Origin of the sequence: Paenibacillus naphthalenovorans (assembly GCF_001465255.1) — a bacterium.
In the GTDB taxonomy this organism is placed as follows: domain Bacteria; phylum Bacillota; class Bacilli; order Paenibacillales; family NBRC-103111; genus Paenibacillus_G; species Paenibacillus_G naphthalenovorans.
Window position 1 is genome coordinate 2138236 of the sequence record NZ_CP013652.1, and the last position, 23287, is coordinate 2161522.

The window sequence follows — 23287 nt, forward strand, 5'->3', positions numbered from 1 at the left end:
GCAGACGTCGTTCCCGTTGTTAATCCAGAATAGCCTTCGATGTTAGGAAGCGCAGACCATACCGGTCTGCAAGTTCATCAAAGGCGGCGCTTGTCGCCTCTTCAAAACCGGCAATCGGGCTCATGCAGTCCGTAAGGATGCTGAACCGGGGCTTGACGGTCTCTTGTTCGAACAAAACCATGACCTGCTTGACCGAAGTCAGCACACAGTGTGATGCCGCTTCGCCGGCGAAAATGACTTCATCATACTTCCTGAATTCATTGATCATCCGATCATCGTAACGGTTCATCGGGTTATACTCCGGATGAACGATGCCGTACATATCGCTAATCGGATCAAGCCCTTTTTCAATTACCAAAGGATTGAGCCCTTTCCTGCGGGAATGCCGGATGATCGCGTGGTAAATATTTGGCTCTACGGCTGCGCCCGGCGTTCCTTGAAGACAGTGATCCGCCCAAATCATGATGGACCTCAGTTGACTCAGGCACTGCAAGCTTTCATCCGGATGAAAGCGCGGACTCCACCGGCCGGCCATAACATCGTCATAAGTAATCGTCGTGTAGGACTTTGGGGATTGCCCGTCTTGATCAGCCCACCATACGGAAAAGAAAATCGATATCGGCTGGTGGGTATCCAGCGAATAGCCTATGCGTGCAATGGCGCGTTCATTCGCAGTAATGAACGCCTCCAGCCGCGCCATATCTTTTTTGGCTCCTGCGACGGGCAGTGCCCCGTCATCCATAAAATCATTCTGCGGGTCAATCACAAACAGCATGATGTTATCCGATTTCATTATGAACCACCCCTATTCATGATTTGGCAGCGCTTGTCCTTTCTCTCCAGTATAACTCAAAAAGAGCCATCCGCGACAGCAGTCGTGAATGGCTCTGAATTTTTACGCTTTGGCTGTGCTGGCCGCGCGGATGAGCTCCAATGCTTGGGCAAGGTACTTTCGGAACACTTCGTGATTTTCACTCATCGGGAAGTGGCCGATGCCGGCCATTTCGATAAATTCGGCATTTTTGATTTGGCTTGCGGTTCGCCTACCGTCTTCAGGCGTAGTGAGATAGTCGTATTCTCCCGTGAGCATGACAACCTTGACTTTGTCCCCCTGAATTTGATCCAGCTTGCCGCGAAGATCATGATCGACGGAGTAGAAATACAAATCCCCCTTAAACGCTTCCGAGCCCTGGGAGTAATAAAACCACGTTGCCCAGCGATCCTGATCCGGCGATTGCGGAGCCATAAGATCCCATACTCCGCTGGCGCATACTTGAGCTGCATTCGCATGCGGATGATGCCACCAGTCCAGATAAAAGCCCGGAGAGTAATCCGCCGCTTCAACCGGAATGACCGCAGCAAAACGGTCCGGATAGCGAAGAGCAAGCTGAAGAGCTACGTTTCCTCCAAACGACGAACCTATGAAAATCGGATTTTCCAGCTCGAGCGCATCGCACAGGGTAACGATAAATTTAGTATAAAAATCGGCAGACAGCTTATACTCTTCCTTCCACCATTCACGATTCAGCGGAGGATCGGATTTTCCATGCCTCGGCAGATCATAAGCGATAATGCGATAATTGTTCGTGAATTCTTCATCCTCGAGAAGCCCCCGCCATTGATGGTTGTGACAACCTGCCGTGTGCTGGCAGACAATGGGCTGTCCCGTTCCGTTCTCCAAATAAAATACTTTATATTCATCCCCATCCACTTCAATCGTGACATAACGGCCCGTTACGGGTGAAAATGTAGCTTTAGGCATCGCTTGTTTCCTCCTTTTTATCGTTTATCCGTTTTTATACCGGTACACCTACAACCCGGAGCAATTCCAACTGGGTGGTAAGGCAGCGAAGATTTTGCATTAATACAAGCAAGTCGCCCTCCAGTTTCATATCGCGCTGGAAGCTTGCCGCCCAAATGCCGTGATACATCGGCGGCGGGGTAGGCTGGGAAAACTTGCGCCACGTATCTGCGCTGGCACGAATGGCAAATTGATAATGCTCGAGAGGGCCCGGGTCCATGGTGACGTTTACAATTTTTCCCGCGTGCGTTTGAATCAGGACCTTCGTCGTCTCCATATCCAATAGATACGAGCAGGTAAAAAACTTCCCGTGGGCGTTCAGCTCTTCATTGCTGTCATTGATCTCTTTAAACTCCGTGGTCCATTGCTTTGCTGCAACTGTCATTTCCAATTGCCTCCTTCAGATCGGTTTGGAGTAGAGACTGGTGAATTTCCCTACTTGCCTTATAAATTAGCAAAAACCACGCCAATAGAGTTTATGCTTTAACATTGTTTTAACCTCAGTAAGCATCTGCCGTTTCACCCCTCATCATTTCATCGCAAGCCCGCCTACCCTGTTTCATGGCACATCCGGTGTCCGGACAACGAACACCGGGACTCCAGAAAAAAAGACAACTCAAGGAGTTGAGTTGTCCGAGAAGGAGGAGTCGATTCAACAGTTTATGCCATGCTTTTCCATTTTCCGATATAAAGCGCTTCGCGAGATATTCAGCGCTCTGGCCGCTTGAACCCGGTTTCCGTTGGCCGTTTTTAAGGCCCATTCAATCTGCTCCCGTTCGCTCATGCGGATGGGGCTCTTGTTTCCCATATCCAAATATTCTAGTACATGACGGGCTTCCAACTGATCCTGTTCATGAAGATACGCTATTCTGTCCATTACATTTCGAAGCTCGCGTAAATTGCCTGGCCAGGTGTAGTGCCGAAAGAGCTCCATCGCTTCCGGCGTACAAATCATCTGATTGCGCTTTGCTTTGTCACAAGCTGCGGAAAGCATCTGATTCAGCAAATGCTCCAAATCTTCCGGCCGTTCCCGTAACGGAGGAATATGAACCGTAAACACATTGAGCCGGTATAACAGGTCTTCACGGAACTCCCCTTTTTCCACCAGCAGCCGTAAATCCTTATGAGTAGCTGCAATAAAACGCACATCCACAGGAATAGGGGTTGTGCTTCCGACTCTTGTAATTTGCTTCTCCTCCAGTGCACGGAGTAATACCGCCTGGAGCTCGAGAGGCATGTCGGCAATCTCATCCAAGAACAAGGTGCCCCCGTTCGCCGCTTCTATTTTTCCAGGGTTTCCCTGCTGCCTGGCTCCGGTAAAGGCGCCTGCCGCATAACCGAAAAGCTCGGAGGCAATCAGCTCCTTCGGCAAAGAGGCGCAGTTTAACGCAATAAAAGGTTTGCCGTTTCTGCTGCTTTCGCGATGTATCGCTCTGGACATGTAATCCTTGCCCGTGCCGCTTTCCCCACGGAGTAGTATCCCCGCATCGCTTTTGGCCGCTTTCGCCGCCATGTGAAGCGTTTTCAAAAACGTCGGATTTTTTGTTTTAAAAGCAGCATGAACTGCAGACGGTTCCTTTCCCTCAGGCTTTGCCGCCGACGGGGCCTTTTTTTTCTGCGCTTCCGTCTTGACCAACACAACCATGGCCAGGTTTTCGTTCTGCTTTGTCAATTTTTTCGATTCAAGCAGGTATCTTTGTCCCTCAAGGAAAATCTCGGCCGTTTCATCCGATTGAATGTTCAATTGGTTGATGATGGGATGCTCGTTGGTCTGTGCAGAAGGATGCAATCTTTGGTTCTCCTGCTGAAGCAGATGGATAAATTCAGATGCCCGTTTATTCTTATGAATGATCTTCCCCCACTTGTCGAAGGAAAAAATACCCGTGGACTGCAAATTGATATCCCAGGAACGCAGGAGAATTTCCGACAGGATTTCTTCTTTTACTCTGTTTCGGTCATAACGCAATCTCTCGGCAACAGACCGTGCTCCGGAGACCGCCAACGTGTACAGCTCGCGGATGTCATTGCCCGGACCTACCCGGCAGATGTCGAACACCCCCATATATTCTCCGTCGACAAATATGGGACAAGCCGAGCAATCCCATACCCGGAAAGCGGTGCAATAGTGTTCATTGGCGGATGTGGCTATAGCCATACGTGTCCTTAGCGCAATGGAAAGTCCAGTAGAACCTACGTTATCCTCCATCCATCTGGCACCGGGTGTAATTCCTCCCCGATCGCACACATGCTGCGCTTTCGCATCGGCCATCATTTCGATCAAATATCCATCTGCATCGGCAAGAAGGAGCAGGTAACCTCCACCCTTTAAATAACTGTACATTTCTTCCATCACCGGGATAGCGGCTGCCAGTAGCTCTTCGTTTTTTTTGCGCTTATCGATAAACTCATCTCTGCCAATATGAGAAGCAACCTGATCCAATTCATAAGAAATACCGATCTGCCTGCACCTATACCATGAATCCAGGACTTCCTTGCGAATATTCGCGTCCGCTTCCCCTTTCAGCACGAATTGCTGCCATGATTGCGTGACATTCAACGGTATTTCCCCCTTGGCTAAAATAGATATGTCGCATTATTCAAACAATGTATAACCATTCTATTAAACCGGGTCGTTTTCCTGCAAGTCCTATTTTCAAAACCTGATGTTCCGAGGTTAGGACAGCCATCCGATCCGAAAATATTGTACGAATCGGTGAATACCCAGAGCATCAATCCAATCAATCGCTGTTCATTCAGGAGAACTGCGCCGATCATATGACAAGAAGCGGAAGCTCGATTATTCTTTTACCCATAGCCGCTAGCTTTTTCGAAGAACTTGGTTACGATACTCAGATGCTCGGTGAGCTGCAAAGAATGGAGCAGGAAGTGTTTGAATCCAGGGTAAAAGAAAAAGAGAGGGAGCTGCTGCAGCTGCAAGCTCAGATTAATCCTCACTTCCTGTTCAATACACTCGAAACGATTGAGTCTTATGCTGTCAAAAACAATGGAGAAGCGGTTGGCGAAATGGTGCAATCCGTGTCCCGGATGATGAGATATAATGTGAGAAACGATGGAGGATGGGCTCCGGTAAAAGAAGAAATGGCCTATATCCGAAATTTCCTTAATATCCATCACTATCGAAACGGCAAGGATGTGATGGCGAAATTCGACGTAGATTCGGCTGCAGCAGATATTCCAATTATGAAGCTGAGCATACAACCCTTTGTAGAAAATGCGATTAAATATGGATGGAGCCCGAGCATGGGCGCTGAGGAATTCCTGTTGACCGTTACAGTGGAGTTGACAGAGGGGACGCTTCATATCGATGTTCGTGATACAGGAACCGGCATACCGGCACATATTCTGGACAAGATTACTCGATTGATTCATTCGAAGGGAGAAATCGTCGATCCTTATTTTCAGAAGCACACAGGCATTTACAACGTATACCGCCGGTTTCTGCTGGCCTACGGAGACTCGGCAGACTTTAGGATCACTTCCCATCCGCATCAGGGAACCAGGGCGGCAATCCGCGTACCCTATCGGAGGTCACAGCACAGCATGTCTGAATCCTCCAAAAAAAAATAAGGTGGAAAAGTCGCCAGCTTCAGGCTATCTAACGGCTTCTCCATGGACGGTTTAATCCGCTCTTTCATCCATCTCCCTTATGATCTGTTTCAGCGGGCTGGAGAACGGGTTACGGAATGTAGCCTCAGCATACCGTTCCCCGGAATTATACGTAATAATTACTAATTGATAGCAGCAGTATCCGCTCCATCCGTCAATAACGAAATCCATTGCACTGTCTAAAATGAAACAACCTTGGTTCAATGGAATACTTGAACCAAGGTTGCCCTCTTCGTTCATACCATGCTCCGCCGCTTTGGCAAGATCCGACCAATCGTCCTGTGCATCGTTATACCGATCTACTGAATGAATCCTTTCTCCATGGCGGTCGCCTTTTCCCTCAGCACATAATATTTCAACTTCGCTGCCTCCAGCGAGGCTTCGCTTTGGCGCACTTTGAGCTCGAACTTCCGGAGATCGTGGCGGGATATGACGCCGACCTCATAACGGAACTTCATCCTGCTCAGGTCCGCCTTCGCTTCCTCGGCATTGCGCTCTTCTGTCAAATAGGACTGATAAGCATTTTTCGCTTCCGTGTAGGTGGCTTGAATTTTTTTGGACAGCTCCAATTGCATCTGCTTGTTTTTCGTTCCCGCAATCGCATAATTCACGGCCAAACCGCCTTCTCCATACACGTTTTGAGTGACGGAATTATCGCTCTGCCACGCTGCTTCATCTATGTTGTTGGCACTCATTTTCATTTGGAACGAATGCCTTAATAACGTCTCCGTATCCACTTCGACAATCGGCGCTGTAGACAGGTCCTCAATCTCTTTCAACTCCAGATTCGGATCATACGCAATTCCGATATCGAAGGAAAGCTGCAGCAAGGCGAGCCGGTAGTTTTGGTTTAATATCGTCAGCTCATCTTTATGCTTTGCCAGCGCTCTTTCCGCTGCCAACACATCCTCGGAAGAAGCGAGGCCCTCCTCCTTAAACAGCGTCGCTTTCCTGAGTTCCTGTTCCAGCAAAGTCTGATATTCCTGCATGAAGGCGATTTGCTTCTTCATCCCGAGCAGCTGCACGTACTGAGCGATCGTCTGAAGACGTATTCCCTCCCGTGCCTCTTCCTGCTGCAGCCGGGTGTTGCGCTGGTCCGTTTGCAGCTGATGGGCTGCCGATTTCATTTGTTCCCTTTGCTGATGAATCATTTGGTTAATCCCCGTGCTCATGGCGCCCATCCCTTGAATCAACTGATTGACGGCTTTATTCGTCACGGTCGTCATCGGACCGATCCACAAGTTCTCCTCCGGCTTCAGCTGCACGCCTTGGGCATTCATAGCCGCGATCATTTCTTCCGGGGTATCGGGAAGATGTGCGCCTGTAACCAGAGAACCGTGCAGCGAATCGCTTTGCTGCTTCAAATCGTTTTCCTTGGCGTTCAACGCCGCATATTTCAACTGCAGCAGCATCAAGTTGTCGGAGTCTTCCAAAGCCCGTTTCAGTACGGCGGGCAAATCGATGGACGATACGAAATCCAAATCGTTCGCAGAAACATAAACCTGCCGATCGAGCTCTTCATTTGCTCCGTCGGCCAATGCCGCTGTTTGCACACCGGACAACATTAACAGAGCTGCGCATAAACCGGCCATCGTCTTTTTCATCTCTCATATCTCCTCTATCTATTTTCAAATCGTCAAGCTTGTTGAATCGGAGGAACGGGGCGCATTCAAGCCTGGCTCTGCCTGCAGCTCCTCCTTCTTCCGGAACACCAGAAACCGGGTCAGCAGCAGTGCAATAAAATATGCGACCATTCCCATCATCGCCATGGCCAAACAATCACGCCATATGACGGAGAATTCGTTGGCCTTTACAAGGACGTTCCGGATGGCATCCAAAAAATACGTCAGCGGCAGCATATGCCCTACCGCCTGCAGCGCTTTGGGCATCGCCTCAAACGGCCAGGTGAAGCCGGAAAGCAGAAACGACGGGACGGCGATCAGCATCGCCGTTTGCGTAGCTCCCAGCTGATTGGCGGAGATTAGACTGATCAGATACCCGATGCCGCTGACGGCGAACGTGAAGCAGAGCACGGTAAGGAAAACCAGGGCAGCGCTGCCTGCGAACGGAGCTTGATAAACATACAATGCAATGCACAACGCAACGGTCGTATTGAACAGATTGATCAGAAAGTAAGGAGCCGTTTTCGCATATGCCAATCGCCATGGCTCCCGCCGCCAATAGGCAAACCGCTGCCAGGTCCCTTGATCCTTTTCCCTCGTTATCGCCAAAGCGATACCCAGGAACAGGACCTGCTGCAGAATCGCTCCGATTAAGCCGTATATCATAAAATCGCTATAATTTACCGTGGGATTATATAAAATACGGTATCTGTAAGGAATCGGAGACAGCGTATGGAGAACCTGCTCGTCCTGCAATCCCTGCTGCAGCTGCAGCTTTTTGGCGGAAAGACCCATGCTGAACGTCGTGATGACTTCATTGGCTCCTTTTGTCGCCGTGTTCGAATAAATCATATTACTCCCGTCCACCCAAGTCAGCAGCGGAAGCGTTTGGCCCTGCTTTAAACTCGCTTCGAAGCGGTCGGGGATGAATAAACCGACCTGCGCTTCTCCCGAAGCCAGCGCTTGTTTCACCTCCTCTTCCGAATGTACCCTTTGGGTAATGCGAAACGTTTCGCTTTCATCGAAGGCCTGGATGATCTGACGGCTAAGCGGACTTTGATCGTCATCCATCACGACGGTGCTCAATTCCGTTACCTTGTGATGCGTATAAATCGCCCCGAACAGCAAGGTATACATCACCGGTACAATAAACAAGATAGCGAATAAACGCCGGTCCTTCACAATGCTTTTCCATTCATCGGCGATGACGACGCCTACCTTCAAGTCCATGACTGGATCACCCTTCCGTTGCCCCGATCCACTGCAGCGTCATTCCGACTGCAGCGCCCTCCGGCATTTGCCGAAGTCCAACTTTAACGGCAAACGATCGAACGTCGGTTTGTCCCGCGGTTTGCGTCGCTTTTTTGACCGCAAAATCAGGTGCCGCGGATATGGATTGAATCGTACCTTCCACCTCTTGTCCTGTGGCGATCAGCTTCATCCGAATGTTGTCCCCGGCTTTGAATCCGGCTACACTGGTTTCCTTCATATAAAACTTGGCCCACGGCGTATCTGTCGTTTGAATCGTAAAAATCGGGAATCCGGAGCCGACAAGCTCGCCCGGCTGCGCGGTTTGCGATATAATGACCCCGTCGCTGGGCGCGGTCAGTTCCGTATAGCCGACATAAACTTGCGCCTCTGCTTTGGCGGCCTTCGCCTGCTTTTCGCCCGAAGCGGCCGACTGCAGCGCACCCTGCGCTTGCTTAATGGCGGCTTCGGCCGCGGCTACGTCCCCTTGCCGAATAGCGACCTGCTCACGGCCCGCCTCAGCAAGCTGAAGCGCCGCTTTTGCCTGTTCCAGCATCGCTTCGGCGGCGCGGATTTCTTCTTCCCGAGGCCCCTGGTTTACCATTTGGAGCTGCTGCTCAGCCAGTTCTACCTTGGTCTTTGCCTCCTGATAGCTGACCTGGACTTTATCCACCTCCGCTTTGGAAACAAGTCCTTCCTCCAGCATCGCATTCATCCGGTTCAAGTTTTGTTCTGCAATCTCGTACACTTCTTTTGCCGCCTCGTATTGAATCTCCGCCTGCTTCTTTTCCTCCGGGCGGGCGCCTTGACGTAATCCGTCCACTTTGGCCTGAGCCGCATCAACCGCCGCTTTCGCTTGCGCGATTTGCTGCTCCACCGTCTCCGACGTCACCGTTACCCCGGCTGCCGCCTGCTGCTTCTTCGCCTGCGCCGCCGCCTTTGCGCCTTGCGCTTCTGCGATCTTGCCCTGAGCCAGCGCAACTGTAGCATCGGCCTGAGCAAGCTTGGCTTCCAGCTCCGAGCTCTGCAGCCTTGCCAGAACCTGGCCTTTTTGGACGGTATCTCCTTCGTGAACAAGGATTTCAGTAATCCTTCCCCCCAACTTGAAGCTCGCGCTGACCGCATTCGTTTCAATGTAAGCCGTAGGAAGGGCCGATGATTCGGCCTGTGCATTACCCGCCGTGGGATGCGTACTGAGCAGATAACCGCCCGTACCGATAGCCAGTGCCATTACAATAAATATCATGGGTCGAATAAAACGCATGAATATCCCTCCAGCTTAATGTTGTTGCCACTGCCACTGCATTTAAGCAGATAAACAGATACTTATACAATCATAAGAATTAAAATATTACGAATTGACCGTATTGTTCATTTGGTCATTATGCTCCAAAAAATAATCCTCCTTTACAGAGGATCCTAATTCGGCTTGGCCAACAAGCCTTCGGACAATAATAACTGCATATATTGCTTGATCTGCTCTTTATTCAGCGGCTCATGGGTCTGACTCCATTCCGTTGTAAGGGCGATATAAAATTTCAGGAGCATAAAGGAGATGACCCGGGAATCACAAGGCTTGATTTCCCCTTTTTCAATCGCCGCCTCGATTTCCTGCCGCATATATTCGAGGACCAGATTCTCCAGCCTTTTGATGCCCTCCAGCGCCTGAACGGTTCCGATATCGCGAACTTCCTGGGCCAGCTTGACGAACAGCTCGTGATCGGCCCTGAACTCCAGCAGCGCATCCAGTACCCGGATCAGGTTCTGATCGAATGTGTCCTCCCGCTTGATCGCCCTCTCGCAAACTTCCTTCATTTCCTGAAGGGCCTTGCGCAGGATTTCGTCAAACAGTTCTTCTTTCGTTCTGAAAAAGGTATAGGTTGTTCCTTTCCCGACATTCGCAATTTTCGCCACCAGCTCCATCGTCGTCGCTTTATAACCGAACTGGGCGAACGATTGCGTAGCGGCAGCCAGTATCATTTTACGACGATCGATCGTTGACATCAGAATAACTTCCTTCCCTTTTCCTGTTTGAAATTGACCGTTATTCATTTTTGGTCATTTGGTCATTATTTACTTTACCATGATCTTCCCTTGATTGCAATAAGTCTGCGGGAGGAACGATGCTGCAAATGATTTTTTAACACATGTGAAACCTTTTCCTCTTTTTGTAAGTCTAATGCATAGAAACTATTCTTCGAAAGGAGCTCGTTTGTCCTGTGAAAAAATATGCGGCCATCGTTCTCTTATCTATGCTGAGTCTAAGTATTTGCGGCGGCGCCGCCGCTGAATCCGGGAAACTCTCCAATACCAACGAAAGGAATATGGATCTTCCTGCAGCCGGAGATTTCGAAGCATTCAAACCGGAGAAGGATCTGCTGGTTACGGAGTACAAGTTTGAGTGGTCCAAAGAGCAGCTGTACAACTTGCATCGCACGCTTCCCCACGCTTATATACCGTCATTCGTGCTTCAAGACAGCGAATTTGACGGCCTTCAGCCCGTAGGGGTGCTGACCAGCTTGCCCGGTGTTAAGGTAGAGAAATTGGACAGTAATGAGGACGGGGTGGACGATCAGCTTCGTCTGTACGTCACCGATCCATCAAGCCTGATTCCGGGAAAACAATATGAAATGACTACCATATGGCGCTATCGGGGAACAGACAATCCGAGTATCCGCATGAGTTCTTTCTTAAGTCACCCGCAGCCGTCGAACGGCATGATAAATAACTTGTGGGGAACAATGGACAGCTTATTCCGCTTCACATGGGATCAAGTGAAAGAACGCCAATGGACGCATCCCATTCAAAAACAACATCAGGCTGCCGATCATACTCCCATGTACTATGCCAAGCTCAACTGGACCAACTACACAGCAAAAGATAGCGGAAGGCTGAATGCCGGCTTTCTGCACATTCATTCGCCTGATCAACTGGAGCAATATAGAGCCGGGCAGAACAAACGATTACATGAGCTTTCCGATGAAGACGGATTTCAGCGATTTGCCGTAACCTACGCCAAGCCGCAATTTCTCACTTACGAACAGCTGTACGATAACTATGATTATCTCGTGACTCAGGTTTATCAAATCGGCAAAAATGAGGACGGGGAGGACGTCACGATCGTTTCGTTTGATCAGGACCATCGTATGCCCATAGAGCTGCTGCGCGAGAAAAAGATATCCAGTTTTGCCGTAACCGAGTGGGAAGGCATCGCTTATTCGTCGAAGATTAAAGAGCTGGCGGGAACCGCCTACTCCGTGGATACGCCATATCAGAACCATCGGCCCACCGGTATGTTCTGGATAAAAAACAAGTTCGGCAAAGCGTCGAAATAATCCGTATGTAAAGCCGCAAGGCAAGCCGCGGCGGCTTGTCAACCAAGCTCTTGGCAGCATCAGGCGGCGAGCAATCTCGTTAATTGCTTTTCGCCGCCTCCGTCACCTCAAGAAAATGGTTCAGGATTCTCGCGGTTAATCCCCAGATCACACGATCTTTATAATAGTAAAAAAACTCGGGAACGGTTCCTTTTCCCCATTTGTAATTCCGGCCGTTAGGGATTCGATCGTATGGAAAATCTTCACGCGGAGCCACGCTCAGATCCACGTAATGAAGCTCTGGAGCATGGCTCCGCAGGTATTCCATCGGTACGCAAAACACGCTAGCCACTTCATCAGGGTTGGGCCGGATCTGATCATAGTTGGATATCCGCGCCGCAAACGGATAAACGATATGAAATGACGTAATCAAATAGTCCAATGGCCCAATCACTTCAACTTCATGTTGAGCCAGCCCCAATTCTTCACAAGTTTCACGTACGGCTGCAGCCCTTTCATCCTTGTCGCCCGCATCGATCTTTCCTCCGGGAAAGCAAATTTCCCCCGGCTGCCTCTTGAGATGATGCGCCCTTTCTTCAAACAAGATGTTCAGTTCGCCGTTTATTTCAACCAGCGGAACCATCACCGCATATTTTAAAAAGTTTTTATGCCCCATCAGTTCTGATTTTCTATTTTGTAAAGCTTGGTAGACTTGTCTCAAGATGTTCCACACTCCCGGTAAAAATCAAGATCTTACCACCTTATTGTTCATATTATATCGTGTTTGCACTACAAATAACGTTATCTTTGTGAACAAATGGTTTACAAAAAAACGCAAGAGCCGTTCGGACAAGACAGGCTCTTGCGATGGATCACTTTGTATTGCGGGCCCCAATGCTATTTACAGCTGAAGCTGTCCCTCATCCCCGAATTGAATGCGGACAGGACCTCCACGAGTTCGATTTTCGGATCGTCCTGAATTTCACGCCATAGGGCTTCGGAAACCCACATCTCGTCAAGATGCAGCGTATTATGAATGATCGCAAGCTTCAAGCTGGAAGGCTCGGCCAGTCTTAAAATGGACAAAGCATTCTTCATCAGTTCTTCATCGGTTTCAAAGGTCATAGGAACCGCCGCGCGCACAACCAGTCCCGAAGTCATGCAGTTCAAATAAGTAGCTTGTCTGTCAATCTTCGAAACCAAGCGCTTCGTCGTATAATCCGCCAGACCGATTCCCGTTGCGTTTCCGTGCGAAGGCTCGGAGAGGTCCAGCACACCCAAATACTGAATGAAAGGCTCCTCTGGCTCGGGGATCCCTTGAATTCGCAGCCGGCCGATAATATTCGTATCCATCCCGGTGCCGCTGTAGTTTTTACCCATTTCTTTCACGATGCAAAGATCCATATGCTTCACCGGAAGCTTCGGCATATAGGATTTGGAGAGAATCAGCAGCTCCTTTTCTCTCTCCCAAAGCTCCGCCTTCGGAATCCCTTCGATCAGCGCCGTTTCCTCGTATTCATTCTCCACAATGGCAATGCCTCCGACGACCGGAACCCGCTCCAGGATCACGCCGGCAATAGCCGGAATAGCGTCAGCGATACGACCGACGCCCAGGCTGTGCACCATCGAAGCTCCCTTGGCCCTGCCCATACCCACAGCCATCATCTTCATCATCCCGCTCTCATACGTCCCGCTAAAGGAAGTATGCGCTTTAATGCGGTTTACCACAATCACTCCGTCTGACGACAGTGCTTCCTCGGCACAATATACAGGCAGTCCCTGAATTCCCTTGGTTGTATGTCCAAGCAGCCGGACTTCACCGGAGCAGGACACAGGAGCTCCTATGTTTTCCGGTGTAATTCCCAAGCTCTCCAGGATTTCTTTCTGTCCTTCAGGCTCTCCGCGGCCATGGCTTCCCATGCAGGCAAAAAGAAACGGCTGCAGTTCCCTGCTTTTGAGCTGAGCAACGATGGAGGTCAGGATCGGCACAATGTTGGTAATTCCCCGGCTGCCTACCGTTATTCCAATGGTTGAACCGGGAGCCGGAGACTGTTGGCCTGGCGGAAACAGCCGGTCTACGGCTTGCTCCACCGCCGCCTCCAAATCGCCAAGCTGCGATCGGGCAAACTTCTGCTTAATCCGATAAACTGAAGGATAATCACTCATAATATGGCAGGGCCCCCTATATAGTCAACTATACAACCATTATATTCCATAGGAGGAAGAAGTAAAATACCCGGATTGCTTCTGTTTTTGATGCCGACCGACCGTACGGACTAATCTGCCTTCTCGCTGGTTCATGCCATAGGACTCAACAGGTTCATCTTGGATTTTTCAAGCGAAAATACAACGACACCGTCACGGCCCAATTCGCAGGTGACCAAGCCTTCTTCTCTTAAATAGATCAAGTGGGCAAGGGTTTCCTGAAGCGCAAAGAGCAGCTGCAAAGGATCCGCATTGCCGGAAAGATGGGCAAACAGCTTGCCGCTTACCTCTTGAGCCGTGCAGGGCCGTTCCAGCATCGGCAATATTTCCCGTAGCCGGTCTTCGTGATGGCGGATCAATTCCTTGGCTCTTTGGTTCCCGTTATTAAAAATATACCGGTGTCCAGGGAGCACCGTATCCATCGGATAGGATTGAATCTTATGCAAGGAGTGGATAAACGCCTTCAATGGATTCGCGTTAAATCCGGGGAAATAGCCCACATTAGGCGTGATTTTAGGCAAAAGCAAATCCCCCGCCAATACCGTTTTGCTCCGGGCGGAATAAAAAATCATATGGCCGTCCGCATGTCCCGGCGTGTGTATCGCTGTATATTCCTCATTGCACCACTGAAACGTGTCCCCTTCTTCAAAGGTCGTAAACTCAGGAAAAGGACTTACATATTTAGTGAATTGTTCTAAATAATCATAAATCTTTTTCCGCTCTTCCGTTCGCATGCCGTGTCTCAGGGCATAGTCAGTAAAGCGTTCCGATTCCTGCTTTTGAATCCATAAATGCTGGACCATCCTTTGGCCTTCCGCCGAGATTTTGACGGGCGCTCCCGTATATTCCTGCAGCCAACCCGCCAATCCCATATGATCCGGATGAAAATGCGTCAGTACAATCTCAACGATATCCCGCGGGGCAATATGGAGTTGACGAAACGCGGTTTTCCAAGCCGATTTGGCTTCTTCCGTATGAAAGCCCGTATCGATCAGATGCCAGCCCAGCGGGGACTCCGCGAGGTAACAATTCACTGTTTTAAGGGGAACAGGAATCGGTATTTCAACCAGATAAAAACCATTGTATAGGTTCATTTCATCACCATGCTCCTTATTTTTAAAAAACCACATGTCGCCGGGAAGCAGAAATTCCGCCCCCTGATCATTGATTTTATTCGATATTTTTTTAATTGTGGGAATTTTTCTATTATAATAAAAATTTCTATAAAATAACAGCCAAAAGAGCCGGCATGAAATGACCGGCTCCTGCACTTGATATATCTTTATTCGATTCGTTCGCCTTTATCGTTGTAGCTGTAGAAGCCCCGACCCGTCTTCCGGCCCAAGGTTCCCGCTTCAACCATCTTGACAAGCAGCGGGCTGGGACGGTATTTCGAGTCGTTAAATCCCTCATAAAGCCCTTGCATTGTTGCCAGAAGCGTATCCAGGCCTACAAAATCAGCTAACGTAATCGGGCCCATCGGATAGTTGGCCCCCAGTTTCATGGCGGTATCAATGTCGTCGGGCTTGACGCCCTCCATCACCAAAAAGATCGCCTCATTCATCATCGGCACCAGTACCCGGTTGACAATAAATCCGGGGTAATCCTTGCATTCTACCGGGGTCTTCCCGATACTTTTGGCAAACGCCATCACCGTCTTCAGCACTTGGCCTGAAGTCAGCAGTCCTGGAGTGACTTCCAGCAGCCCCATGACCGGCGCCGGATAAAAAAAGTGGGCCCCGATCACCTGCTCGGGTCTGCGAGTAGCCGCCCCCAATGCAGAAACCGAGAGACCTGAGGTGTTCGAGGCCAGGATCGCTTCCTGGCGCGTGACTTCTTCCAGCTGCTTGAAAATCTTTTTCTTTAGCTCCAAATGCTCGGGAACGGCTTCAATCACAAGATCGGCATCAGCCAGAGCCCTCATGTCCGTTTCGGTTTTCAGCCTGTTTAGCGCAGCCTCTGCCTTTTCCGGCGTCATCTTTCCTTTTTCCGCCTTCCGATCCAGCATGCGCTTGATATTAGCCAAGCCTTTGTGCAGCTGTTCGCCGGAAATGTCCACCCAGACGACGTCATAGCCCGCCTCTGCAACCACCTGCGCTATGCCCGAGCCCATCAGTCCTGCACCAACCACGCCTACATTGCCTATCTTCACTGCATCTCTCTCCTCTTTCCATGTTTCATCTGAACGCAGCACCTTAAATGCCGATCGACATAAATTTCGTTTCGAGGAAGCTTTCGATGCCTTCTTTACCGCCCTCGCGTCCGAGCCCGCTTTCCTTAAACCCGCCGAACGGCGCCTGCGCCGTGGAAGGGGCCCCGTCGTTAATGCCGACAATGCCGAATTCCAGCTTCTCCCCGACTCTAATGGCACGTGAAAGGGATTCGGTAAATACATAAGCGGCTAATCCGTAAACGGAATCGTTCGCCATGCGAATGCCCTCTTCTTCCGTTTTGAAGGTGACGACCGGTGCCACAGGCCCAAACGTTTCCTCCTGCATGATGCGCATGTCCGCCGTTACTCCGGATAAGACGGTAGGCTGATAGAAATAGCCCGCATCCTCCTCATCCGACTGATGAAAACCTTCTCCGCCGCAGACAAGATGAGCTCCTTTGGCCAAGGCATCCTGCACATGCAAGCTTACCTTTTCATACCCCGCTTTATCGATCAGCGGTCCGATCACCGTTCCTTCCTCTAAGCCGTTGCCCACCTTCAAAGCGCTTGCTTCCTTTTTGAACAATGCGATAAAACGGTCGGCAGCCCCCTCTTGGACGAGGATCCGGTTAGCGCAAATGCAGGTCTGCCCTGCATTGCGGAATTTGGATGCGATCACGCCCTTCACGGCGCTTTCCACATCGGCATCGTCAAATACAAGGAACGGCGCATGTCCGCCAAGCTCCAAAGAAATATTTTTCATCGTATCCGCAGCCTGCTTCATAAGCAGCTTGCCGACTTCCGTCGAACCCGTAAACGTGATTTTTCTTACGCGCGAATCCTCCATAAAGGCTTTGCCGATCAGAACCGCATCCCCTGTAACCAGATTGGCCACACCTTTGGGAAGCCCGGCCTGTTCAAGCAGCTGATATAATTTAATGGACGTTAAAGGCGTTTGTTCGGCAGGCTTTAAAATAACGGTACAGCCTGCGGCCAGCGCAGGGGCTATTTTTCTGGTCACCATCGCGGCCGGGAAGTTCCAGGGAGTAATCGCCGCTACGACGCCCACCGGCTGCCGCAAAACGACGACCCGCTTGTTTCTGGCAGAAGCCGGAATCGTACTGCCGTAGACCCTTTTCGCTTCTTCGGCATACCACTCGATAAACTTGGCTCCGTAACCGATCTCTCCTTTGGCTTCGGCAAGCGGCTTGCCTTGCTCCATGGTCAACGTAGCCGCCAGATCATCCAAATTTTGCATGATCAAGCGGTGCCATGTCATCAAATATTCCGCCCGTTCCTCCGCGGTATGTGCGGACCAATCGGCAAATGCCAGGTGCGCCGCGTCAATGGCGCGAACGGCTTCGGCATAGCCCCCGTTCGGCACGCTTCCCGCGAGTTCTCCCGTCGCGGGATTCAGAACCGGGAAGTATTCCCCGCTGTCCGGTTCCACCCAAGCCCCATCAATAAACATCAATGAATTTTCCATGAATTCCTCACCTTTCATCCCGTTCTGGCCGAACCTGTTCAATAAATTTGACGGTACAAAGCGGTGACATCCTCCAGCCTGGTCAAGCGGGGATTAACCTTGATGTTCCCGCTCTTCATCGCGTCTTGAGCCATCTCGGGAATGGCTTTTTCATACGCTTCCTTATCGATTCCCAGCTCTGAGATCGATGAGGGGATGCCGATGTCTTTTGCCAGCTGACGAACGATCTCGATAGATTTGTAAGATTTTTCCAGTACATTTCCCGATACGGAGGAATCCATGGCTTCCGCAATCCGGGCAAATTTTTCAGGGCAGGCAAGGATATTGAATTCCATAATGACGGGAAGCAAAATCCCGTTGGCTACTCCGTGAGCGATCCCGAAAAAGGCGCTCAGCGGATGACTGATGGCATGCGCGTTGCCCAGCCGGGTATTATTAAACGCAAGCCCCGCATGCAGGCTGGCCAGCAGCATGTTCTCTCTGGCCCGCAGATTCTCCCCATGATATACCGCTTGGCGCAGGTTCGCGCTAATCAGCTGCATCGCATCCAAAGCGAGAACCTCCGAATAATGGAAGGATGCCAAAGACGTATACGACTCGATCGCATGAACCAGCGCATCAATGCCTGTCGCTGCCGTAATTTTTGCAGGAACCGTGACCGTCAGCTGCGGATCGACCACCGCCCATTTTGCTGCTACAAGCACGCCGCCGACCGTCAGCTTATAGTTTCGCTCCGTATCCGTAATCACGGTGAAGGAGGTCACCTCGCTTCCCGTGCCGGAAGTCGTTGGAATGGCCAACAGCGGAGTAATCGGTTTAGAAAAAGTATCGATCCCTTCATACTGGACGATGGATCCGCCATTGGCATGAAGGACGCCGACCGCCTTGGCCACATCGATCGGGCTGCCTCCGCCTACGCCAATCAGCATATCCGCATTCAACCGGCGGCATATCTCTACGGCTTTATCCACCGTCCGTACAGACGGATTAGGCTCTACTTCATCAAACACCTCATAGGTCACCTGAGACAATTGATGGGTTACCGCACGAATCACCCCGGAATTGACGATGCCTTTATCCGTAATAACCAGGACATTCCTGGCCTTGTTTTTGGCTACAAGCTCGGAAACCTTCTCGACGGCTCCGATTCCCCAAACAATTTCGGTTACATTCTTAATGACAGATAGCATTGCAAGCCAACTCCCTCCGCTTATTTGCGTACCGTCAAAGCAGATGTTTGAAAAAATTCATCGGCAATACCCATCGGCTCATCCTTGAAAATCCGTGAATCCATCGTCTTCAGTGTGCCGGAAATGATCGGTTTAAAGTCCATCAGGCCTAAAATATCCCGGTCCATATCTACCCCCGGTGCAATTTCCGTCAGGACCAGACCTTCCTTTTTCAACTCAAAGACGGCTCTTTCGGTCACAAAGATGACAGGCTGGCCCCGATCCCGGGCATAACGACCACTGAATGTAATCTGGTTTACCCGCTGAAGAAACTTTTTGGCCTTCCCCTCCTTCACAATGCTCAGCTTGCCCTGTTCAATCGCCACTTCAAGCCCTCCGGCCGTGAAGGTTGCGCAGTACACCACTTTTTTGGCCGGTTGAGTAATATCGATGAACCCTCCGCAGCCTACGGTTTTGGTACCGAACCTGCTCACATTGACATTGCCTTCGCGATCGGCTTCGGCAAGCCCCATAAAGGTCACATCGACTCCGCTGCCGTTATAGAAATCAAACTGGTAGCCATGCTCAATGATCGCCTCTGCATTTTTGGTAATTCCGAAATCTATACCTCCCTCGGGGATGCCTCCGATGACCCCGGATTCAATCGTCAGGGTAATCGCCTGATGGATTCCTTCTTCATTGGTAATAGGCCCCACCACATCACCCGGAATCCCCGTGCCCAAATTCACAACGGCATTCGGGAACAGCTCCATGACGGCCCGGCGGCCGATAACCTTTCGAACGTTTAACGGCAAGGACCTGCCAGCCGATTCCGGCACCCGCACATCCCCTGAGTACACAGGATCGAAGAAAAACGATGAGGACTGCCGATGCTCTTCCATCGGATTCTCCGCAATGATGATCCCGTCCACATAGATACCCGGAATGACAATTTGCTTCGGGTGCAGATTGCCGCTTTTGGCCAAATATTTTACCTGCACGAACACTTTACCGCCATTAGCCTTGGCAGCTTGAGCTACGGATATCGCCTCCAGCTTGATGGCTTCCTCCTCCATCGTCACATTCCCTTTTTCATCGGCTGTCGTTCCCCGGATGACCGCCACATCAATCGGGTGACTTTTATAATATAGATATTCCTCGTTATGGAGCTGAATGACTTCTACAATATCCTCGCTTTGTTTGGAGCGGTCGTTAATCTTTCCACCCTCCACCCGCGGATCTATAAAAGTGCCCAGCCCCACTTTCGAGAAATTGCCGGGTTTGCCGGATGCCATGGCGCGAAACAGATGTACCAGCTGCCCTTGCGGCAGACAATACGCTTCGACCTCGTTGTTGTGAATCAGCTCCCCCCATTTGGGAGCAAGCCCCCAGTGAGATCCGATGATCCGCTTGACGAGTCCCGGATGAGCCAGACGCTGTATCCCGTTGACCCTGTCGCTTTGACCCGCACCGTGCAGCAAGGTCAAATGTTTCGGATGTCCCGTCTCCAGAAAGCTGCGCTCGATCTCGTTCAGAATGGTCCCGCAGGCCCCCATTAACGTGAATCCGACCGTGGCGAGCGTCGAACCGTCTTTCAAATAAGTCAGTACGTCGTTGGCTTTTACCACTTTATTCATGCGATCACCCCTTCGCTTGCGTTTCTTCTTACCATCACCGTTTGGATGCCTTCCTGTGTGACCGTACCGTCCTGATTGACCAGCTTCACAAAAAAATGAATAATCCCCCGGTCCGGTTTGCTCTTGCTTTCGATTTTCTCCTGCACCGTAACGATTCCGTGAATCGTATCCCCGAAAAAAATAGGCGCTGTAAATTTCCACTGATCAATGTTAAGCAGGGCAATGCCGGTGCCGTCGAATAAGCCCAGACGAAACATCAGACCATGGGAGATCGACAATCCCAGCAGGCCTTGAGCCAACCGCTTGCCGAACGGGCTCCCTTTGGCAAATTCTTCACTCGTATGCAGCTCGTTCATATCCCCCGACATGGCGGAAAAATAAACGACATCCGTTTCCGTGATGGTGCGTGTGGGCGTACGAAAGGTTTGCCCTATTTGATATTCCTCGAAATAGATGCCAGGCATGATGCGACACTCCTTCCATACCTGTCAATGAAAGCCAAGATAGGCGGCCTTCACTTCGGGATCGACCATCAGCTCATTGCTGGTCCCCGACAGGTTGATCGATCCGTTCTCCAGTACATATCCCCGGTCCGCAATGGATAACGCGATCGGCACATTTTGTTCGACAACAAGCATGGCCATGTCGGAAGAACGGTGGATTTCACCCAGTTTCTCGTACATTTGTTCCACGATGATAGGCGCCAGGCCCGACGATGGCTCATCCAATATAAGCAGCTTTGGCCTTAGCATTAACCCCCGGGCTACGGCGAGCATTTGCTGCTCCCCTCCGGACATCGTTCCCGCCAACTGATCCTTCCTTTCCGCCAGGCGGGGAAAAAGACTGAAAACATAATCCAGGCTTTCCTTACGGCGGGCTTTCGCTTCCTTCACATAGGAACCCAGAATCAGATTATCCAATACCGACATCTCGGCAAACACTCTGCGGCCTTCCGGGACGTGGGCAACCGCCATATTCGCAATATCGTAGGCGTGTTTGCCGATCAGATTGACTCCTTCCAGCTCAACACGTCCCTGAAGCGGAGCCAAGAGACCGCAAATCGTTTTGAGGAGCGTCGTTTTACCCGCACCATTGCTTCCAACAATCGCCACGCACTCCCCTCGCTGTACATTCAAGGATATGCCTTGGAGAGCTTTAATCGCACCGTAGGATACATGCAGATTTTCCACATTAAGCATGCTGTGCAAACCCCTTCCCCAAATAGGCCTCGATGACGGCCGAATTGTTCATGACCTCTTTCGGAACGCCTTCCGCCAGCTTGGCGCCGAAGTTTAAGACGACAACCCGATTCGAGATGGTATTAATGACTTTCATCACATGTTCTATCACCACAAGCGTAACGCCGGCGTCTTTGACCTTCCAGATCAATTCAATCGCTTCCTCCACTTCCATGGCGTTTAATCCGGCCAAAGCTTCATCCAAAAGCAATAATGCAGGTTCGGTAGCTAAGCTTCTGGCAAATTCCAGTCTGCGTTGATCAATGATCGAAAGCGTGCGGGCTACAGCGTGTTTTTTATCGCCCAGTCCTACAAATTCGACCATCTCCAGAGCCTGCTGCTCGGCACGCCGGGGATTCGGCGTGTTCAGGAAAGCGCCCACCATCACATTCTGCAGCACAGTCATATCCCCGAAAGGGCGGGTCACTTGAAACGTACGGCTGAGCCCTTTTTTGCAGATTTCATTGGGAGATAACCCGGTAATGTTCTGGCCGTTCAGCTTCACCTCTCCTGTATCCGGGGAATATACTCCTGTGATGAGGTTAAAGGTTGTGGATTTCCCTGCACCGTTAGGCCCGATCACCCCCAGGATTTCGCCTTTATTGACATGAAAGCTCAAATCATTAACAGCCAGCAGCCCCCGAAACCGTTTCGACAAGTGGTTTACCTCCAGAATCGGTTGACTCATCTTTGACTGCCTCCCTTCGCTGCTTTTCCGCCCGGAAGAATATCAAGAAGCTTCGTGTACAATTTGGCCAGGGGTCTGATTAAACCGTTGGGCAGTACGATAACCACGATAACCAAGATAATACCGTACAAAAAGTAATTGAGTCCTTGAACCGAGCTGAAGCCCAGCCAGTCGGTGATCGTAATCGCAATCTCAATGAAAGGCTTCATGACGATAGCGCCGATGACCGGCCCCATGACCGTACCTAAGCCGCCAATAATCGATACCATGGCAAACTCAACGGACAAAGGAATGTCAAACACCGATTTGGGTTCGATGAAATACATATACTGCGCGTACAATGTGCCGACCATGGACATCGTAAACGCACTGATCGCCAATGCGATATGCTTCACACGCGGAATATTCACGCCTACCGCTTTCGCCGCCTGATCGTCCTGCCCCATGGCCACCATATAATAGCCCAGACGGGAGCGTTCGATTTTTTTCACAAGGAAGAGCATCCCCACAAGAAACACGAGAAAAATATAGAAATAAGGCAATTTGGTGGAAAACTGGAGCATCAGAAAGGATTCCATGTAAGGAACGGACAGACCCTCCGCTCCCCCGGTAAAGCCACGGAATTTGGTTACCAGCAGCAAAGCGACCTGGGAGAACACGATTGTTGCAATCGCAAAGTAATGGCCTCTTAGCTTCATTAGGCTCATTCCCATCACAAAACCGACAATAACCGAAAAGATTCCGCCGACCAGCATCCCGATCCATGGACTCACATTCAGCTTGACCAGCAATAACGTGGACGTATAAGCGCCAATCCCGAAGAAAAGCGCATGTCCGATCGAAACCTGCCTGGCATATCCGCCGAATATATTCCAGGAAACACCCGCTATGGAGAAAATCAAAATCATATTCAGTATATTTTGATAGTATTCGTTCACCGCCAAGGGGACCAAAGCGAACAGAATAAGTGCGATAACGGGTACGTACACCCTGGGCTCCGTAAGAGAAAACCGTTTCAAACCGGCCGTATCGGCCAGGTTGATTGACGCGTTTGATTTCATCGCCACGGCATCATTGAATTGCTCTTTTTGAAGGCTCAT

Annotated in this window: 21 protein-coding genes; 2 read left to right on the forward strand and 19 right to left on the reverse strand. The window is 50.5% G+C overall.

The window, feature by feature from the left end; genetic code table 11:
* Positions 1-19: 19 nt before the first annotated feature.
* The 4 genes from IJ22_RS10650 to IJ22_RS10665 form a co-directional block, all read right to left on the reverse strand.
* Entirely contained in the window at positions 20-793 is a 774-nt protein-coding gene (locus tag IJ22_RS10650) for a cysteine hydrolase family protein (RefSeq protein WP_062408796.1), read from the reverse strand.
* A gap of 102 nt (positions 794-895) precedes the next feature.
* Positions 896-1762: an alpha/beta fold hydrolase gene (locus IJ22_RS10655; protein WP_054817829.1), complete on the reverse strand. Its 867-nt coding sequence runs from the start codon at positions 1760-1762 to the stop codon at positions 896-898.
* Positions 1763-1796: 34 nt separating this feature from the next.
* Positions 1797-2186 (reverse strand): hypothetical protein, encoded by a 390-nt coding sequence (locus IJ22_RS10660; protein WP_062408797.1) that lies wholly within the window; start codon positions 2184-2186, stop codon positions 1797-1799.
* A 267-nt stretch (positions 2187-2453) separates the two neighbouring features.
* Positions 2454-4358 carry a sigma-54-dependent Fis family transcriptional regulator gene (locus tag IJ22_RS10665; protein WP_062408798.1) on the reverse strand — a complete coding sequence of 635 codons (1905 nt, stop codon included), beginning with the start codon at positions 4356-4358 and terminating at the stop codon, positions 2454-2456.
* Between the two features lie 218 nt (positions 4359-4576).
* Between IJ22_RS10665 and IJ22_RS10670 the strand changes: the two genes are divergently transcribed.
* Positions 4577-5389 (forward strand): sensor histidine kinase, encoded by an 813-nt coding sequence (locus IJ22_RS10670; RefSeq protein ID WP_062408799.1) that lies wholly within the window; start codon positions 4577-4579, stop codon positions 5387-5389.
* Between the two features lie 338 nt (positions 5390-5727).
* On the opposite strand, the gene IJ22_RS10680 is transcribed toward IJ22_RS10670, so the two are convergent.
* The 4 genes from IJ22_RS10680 to IJ22_RS10695 all read right to left on the reverse strand — a co-directional run bounded on the left by IJ22_RS10680 (position 5728) and on the right by IJ22_RS10695 (position 10302).
* On the reverse strand, positions 5728-7032 hold the full coding sequence (locus tag IJ22_RS10680; RefSeq protein ID WP_062408801.1) for a TolC family protein: 1305 nt from the start codon (positions 7030-7032) through the stop codon (positions 5728-5730).
* Positions 7033-7056: 24 nt separating this feature from the next.
* The gene (locus IJ22_RS10685) at positions 7057-8280 is read right to left on the reverse strand and encodes an ABC transporter permease (protein WP_062408802.1); all 1224 of its coding nucleotides are present in this window, start codon (positions 8278-8280) and stop codon (positions 7057-7059) included.
* A gap of 7 nt (positions 8281-8287) precedes the next feature.
* The gene (locus IJ22_RS10690) at positions 8288-9562 is read right to left on the reverse strand and encodes an HlyD family secretion protein (RefSeq protein ID WP_062408803.1); all 1275 of its coding nucleotides are present in this window, start codon (positions 9560-9562) and stop codon (positions 8288-8290) included.
* A 155-nt stretch (positions 9563-9717) separates the two neighbouring features.
* Complete coding sequence (locus tag IJ22_RS10695) at positions 9718-10302, reverse strand: TetR/AcrR family transcriptional regulator (RefSeq protein ID WP_054817863.1); 585 nt, start codon at positions 10300-10302, stop codon at positions 9718-9720.
* Between the two features lie 215 nt (positions 10303-10517).
* Here IJ22_RS10695 and IJ22_RS10700 point away from each other — a divergent pair, with 215 nt between their 5' ends.
* A complete protein-coding gene (locus IJ22_RS10700; RefSeq protein WP_062408804.1) occupies positions 10518-11633 on the forward strand; it encodes a hypothetical protein in 1116 nt (371 codons plus the stop codon).
* 79 nt (positions 11634-11712) lie between these two features.
* On the opposite strand, the gene IJ22_RS10705 is transcribed toward IJ22_RS10700, so the two are convergent.
* From IJ22_RS10705 to IJ22_RS10755, 11 genes are all read right to left on the reverse strand, one after another.
* Positions 11713-12333 (reverse strand): NUDIX hydrolase, encoded by a 621-nt coding sequence (locus IJ22_RS10705; protein WP_235594307.1) that lies wholly within the window; start codon positions 12331-12333, stop codon positions 11713-11715.
* A 176-nt stretch (positions 12334-12509) separates the two neighbouring features.
* Positions 12510-13778, reverse strand: coding sequence for a nickel pincer cofactor-dependent isomerase, group 22 (locus tag IJ22_RS10710; RefSeq protein WP_062408806.1), 1269 nt, complete (start codon positions 13776-13778; stop codon positions 12510-12512).
* A 131-nt stretch (positions 13779-13909) separates the two neighbouring features.
* Entirely contained in the window at positions 13910-14911 is a 1002-nt protein-coding gene (locus tag IJ22_RS10715) for an MBL fold metallo-hydrolase (protein ID WP_160327375.1), read from the reverse strand.
* Positions 14912-15099: 188 nt separating this feature from the next.
* A complete protein-coding gene (locus tag IJ22_RS10720) occupies positions 15100-15969 on the reverse strand; it encodes a 3-hydroxyacyl-CoA dehydrogenase family protein (RefSeq protein WP_062408808.1) in 870 nt (289 codons plus the stop codon).
* A gap of 43 nt (positions 15970-16012) precedes the next feature.
* Positions 16013-17455, reverse strand: coding sequence for an NAD-dependent succinate-semialdehyde dehydrogenase (locus tag IJ22_RS10725; protein ID WP_062410949.1), 1443 nt, complete (start codon positions 17453-17455; stop codon positions 16013-16015).
* A gap of 38 nt (positions 17456-17493) precedes the next feature.
* Positions 17494-18645 carry an iron-containing alcohol dehydrogenase gene (locus IJ22_RS10730; protein ID WP_062408809.1) on the reverse strand — a complete coding sequence of 384 codons (1152 nt, stop codon included), beginning with the start codon at positions 18643-18645 and terminating at the stop codon, positions 17494-17496.
* A gap of 20 nt (positions 18646-18665) precedes the next feature.
* Positions 18666-20261, reverse strand: coding sequence for an acyl CoA:acetate/3-ketoacid CoA transferase (locus IJ22_RS10735; protein WP_137669744.1), 1596 nt, complete (start codon positions 20259-20261; stop codon positions 18666-18668).
* Entirely contained in the window at positions 20258-20725 is a 468-nt protein-coding gene (locus IJ22_RS10740) for a MaoC/PaaZ C-terminal domain-containing protein (RefSeq protein ID WP_054817808.1), read from the reverse strand. Before IJ22_RS10740 ends, IJ22_RS10735 begins: the two co-directional genes overlap by 4 nt.
* Positions 20726-20749: 24 nt before the next feature.
* Positions 20750-21460 carry an ABC transporter ATP-binding protein gene (locus tag IJ22_RS10745; RefSeq protein WP_054817807.1) on the reverse strand — a complete coding sequence of 237 codons (711 nt, stop codon included), beginning with the start codon at positions 21458-21460 and terminating at the stop codon, positions 20750-20752.
* Entirely contained in the window at positions 21453-22187 is a 735-nt protein-coding gene (locus IJ22_RS10750; protein ID WP_062408810.1) for an ABC transporter ATP-binding protein, read from the reverse strand. The genes IJ22_RS10745 and IJ22_RS10750 overlap by 8 nt, the downstream gene beginning before the upstream one ends.
* Positions 22184-23287, reverse strand: a complete 1104-nt coding sequence (locus tag IJ22_RS10755; protein WP_062408811.1) for a branched-chain amino acid ABC transporter permease — start codon at positions 23285-23287, stop codon at positions 22184-22186. Before IJ22_RS10755 ends, IJ22_RS10750 begins: the two co-directional genes overlap by 4 nt.

Coding starts and splice junctions, on each gene's coding strand:
- IJ22_RS10650 (WP_062408796.1), bottom strand. CDS start 793: ATGAAATCGGATAACATCATGCTGTTTGTGATTGACCCGCAGAATGAT.
- IJ22_RS10655 (WP_054817829.1), bottom strand. CDS start 1,762: ATGCCTAAAGCTACATTTTCACCCGTAACGGGCCGTTATGTCACGATT.
- IJ22_RS10660 (WP_062408797.1), bottom strand. CDS start 2,186: ATGACAGTTGCAGCAAAGCAATGGACCACGGAGTTTAAAGAGATCAAT.
- IJ22_RS10670 (WP_062408799.1), top strand. CDS start 4,577: ATGACAAGAAGCGGAAGCTCGATTATTCTTTTACCCATAGCCGCTAGC.
- IJ22_RS10680 (WP_062408801.1), bottom strand. CDS start 7,032: ATGAAAAAGACGATGGCCGGTTTATGCGCAGCTCTGTTAATGTTGTCC.
- IJ22_RS10685 (WP_062408802.1), bottom strand. CDS start 8,280: ATGGACTTGAAGGTAGGCGTCGTCATCGCCGATGAATGGAAAAGCATT.
- IJ22_RS10690 (WP_062408803.1), bottom strand. CDS start 9,562: ATGCGTTTTATTCGACCCATGATATTTATTGTAATGGCACTGGCTATC.
- IJ22_RS10695 (WP_054817863.1), bottom strand. CDS start 10,302: ATGTCAACGATCGATCGTCGTAAAATGATACTGGCTGCCGCTACGCAA.
- IJ22_RS10710 (WP_062408806.1), bottom strand. CDS start 13,778: ATGAGTGATTATCCTTCAGTTTATCGGATTAAGCAGAAGTTTGCCCGA.
- IJ22_RS10715 (WP_160327375.1), bottom strand. CDS start 14,911: ATGAACCTATACAATGGTTTTTATCTGGTTGAAATACCGATTCCTGTT.
- IJ22_RS10725 (WP_062410949.1), bottom strand. CDS start 17,455: ATGGAAAATTCATTGATGTTTATTGATGGGGCTTGGGTGGAACCGGAC.
- IJ22_RS10730 (WP_062408809.1), bottom strand. CDS start 18,645: ATGCTATCTGTCATTAAGAATGTAACCGAAATTGTTTGGGGAATCGGA.
- IJ22_RS10735 (WP_137669744.1), bottom strand. CDS start 20,261: ATGAATAAAGTGGTAAAAGCCAACGACGTACTGACTTATTTGAAAGAC.
- IJ22_RS10740 (WP_054817808.1), bottom strand. CDS start 20,725: ATGCCTGGCATCTATTTCGAGGAATATCAAATAGGGCAAACCTTTCGT.
- IJ22_RS10745 (WP_054817807.1), bottom strand. CDS start 21,460: ATGCTTAATGTGGAAAATCTGCATGTATCCTACGGTGCGATTAAAGCT.
- IJ22_RS10750 (WP_062408810.1), bottom strand. CDS start 22,187: ATGAGTCAACCGATTCTGGAGGTAAACCACTTGTCGAAACGGTTTCGG.
- IJ22_RS10755 (WP_062408811.1), bottom strand. CDS start 23,287: ATGAGCCTTCAAAAAGAGCAATTCAATGATGCCGTGGCGATGAAATCA.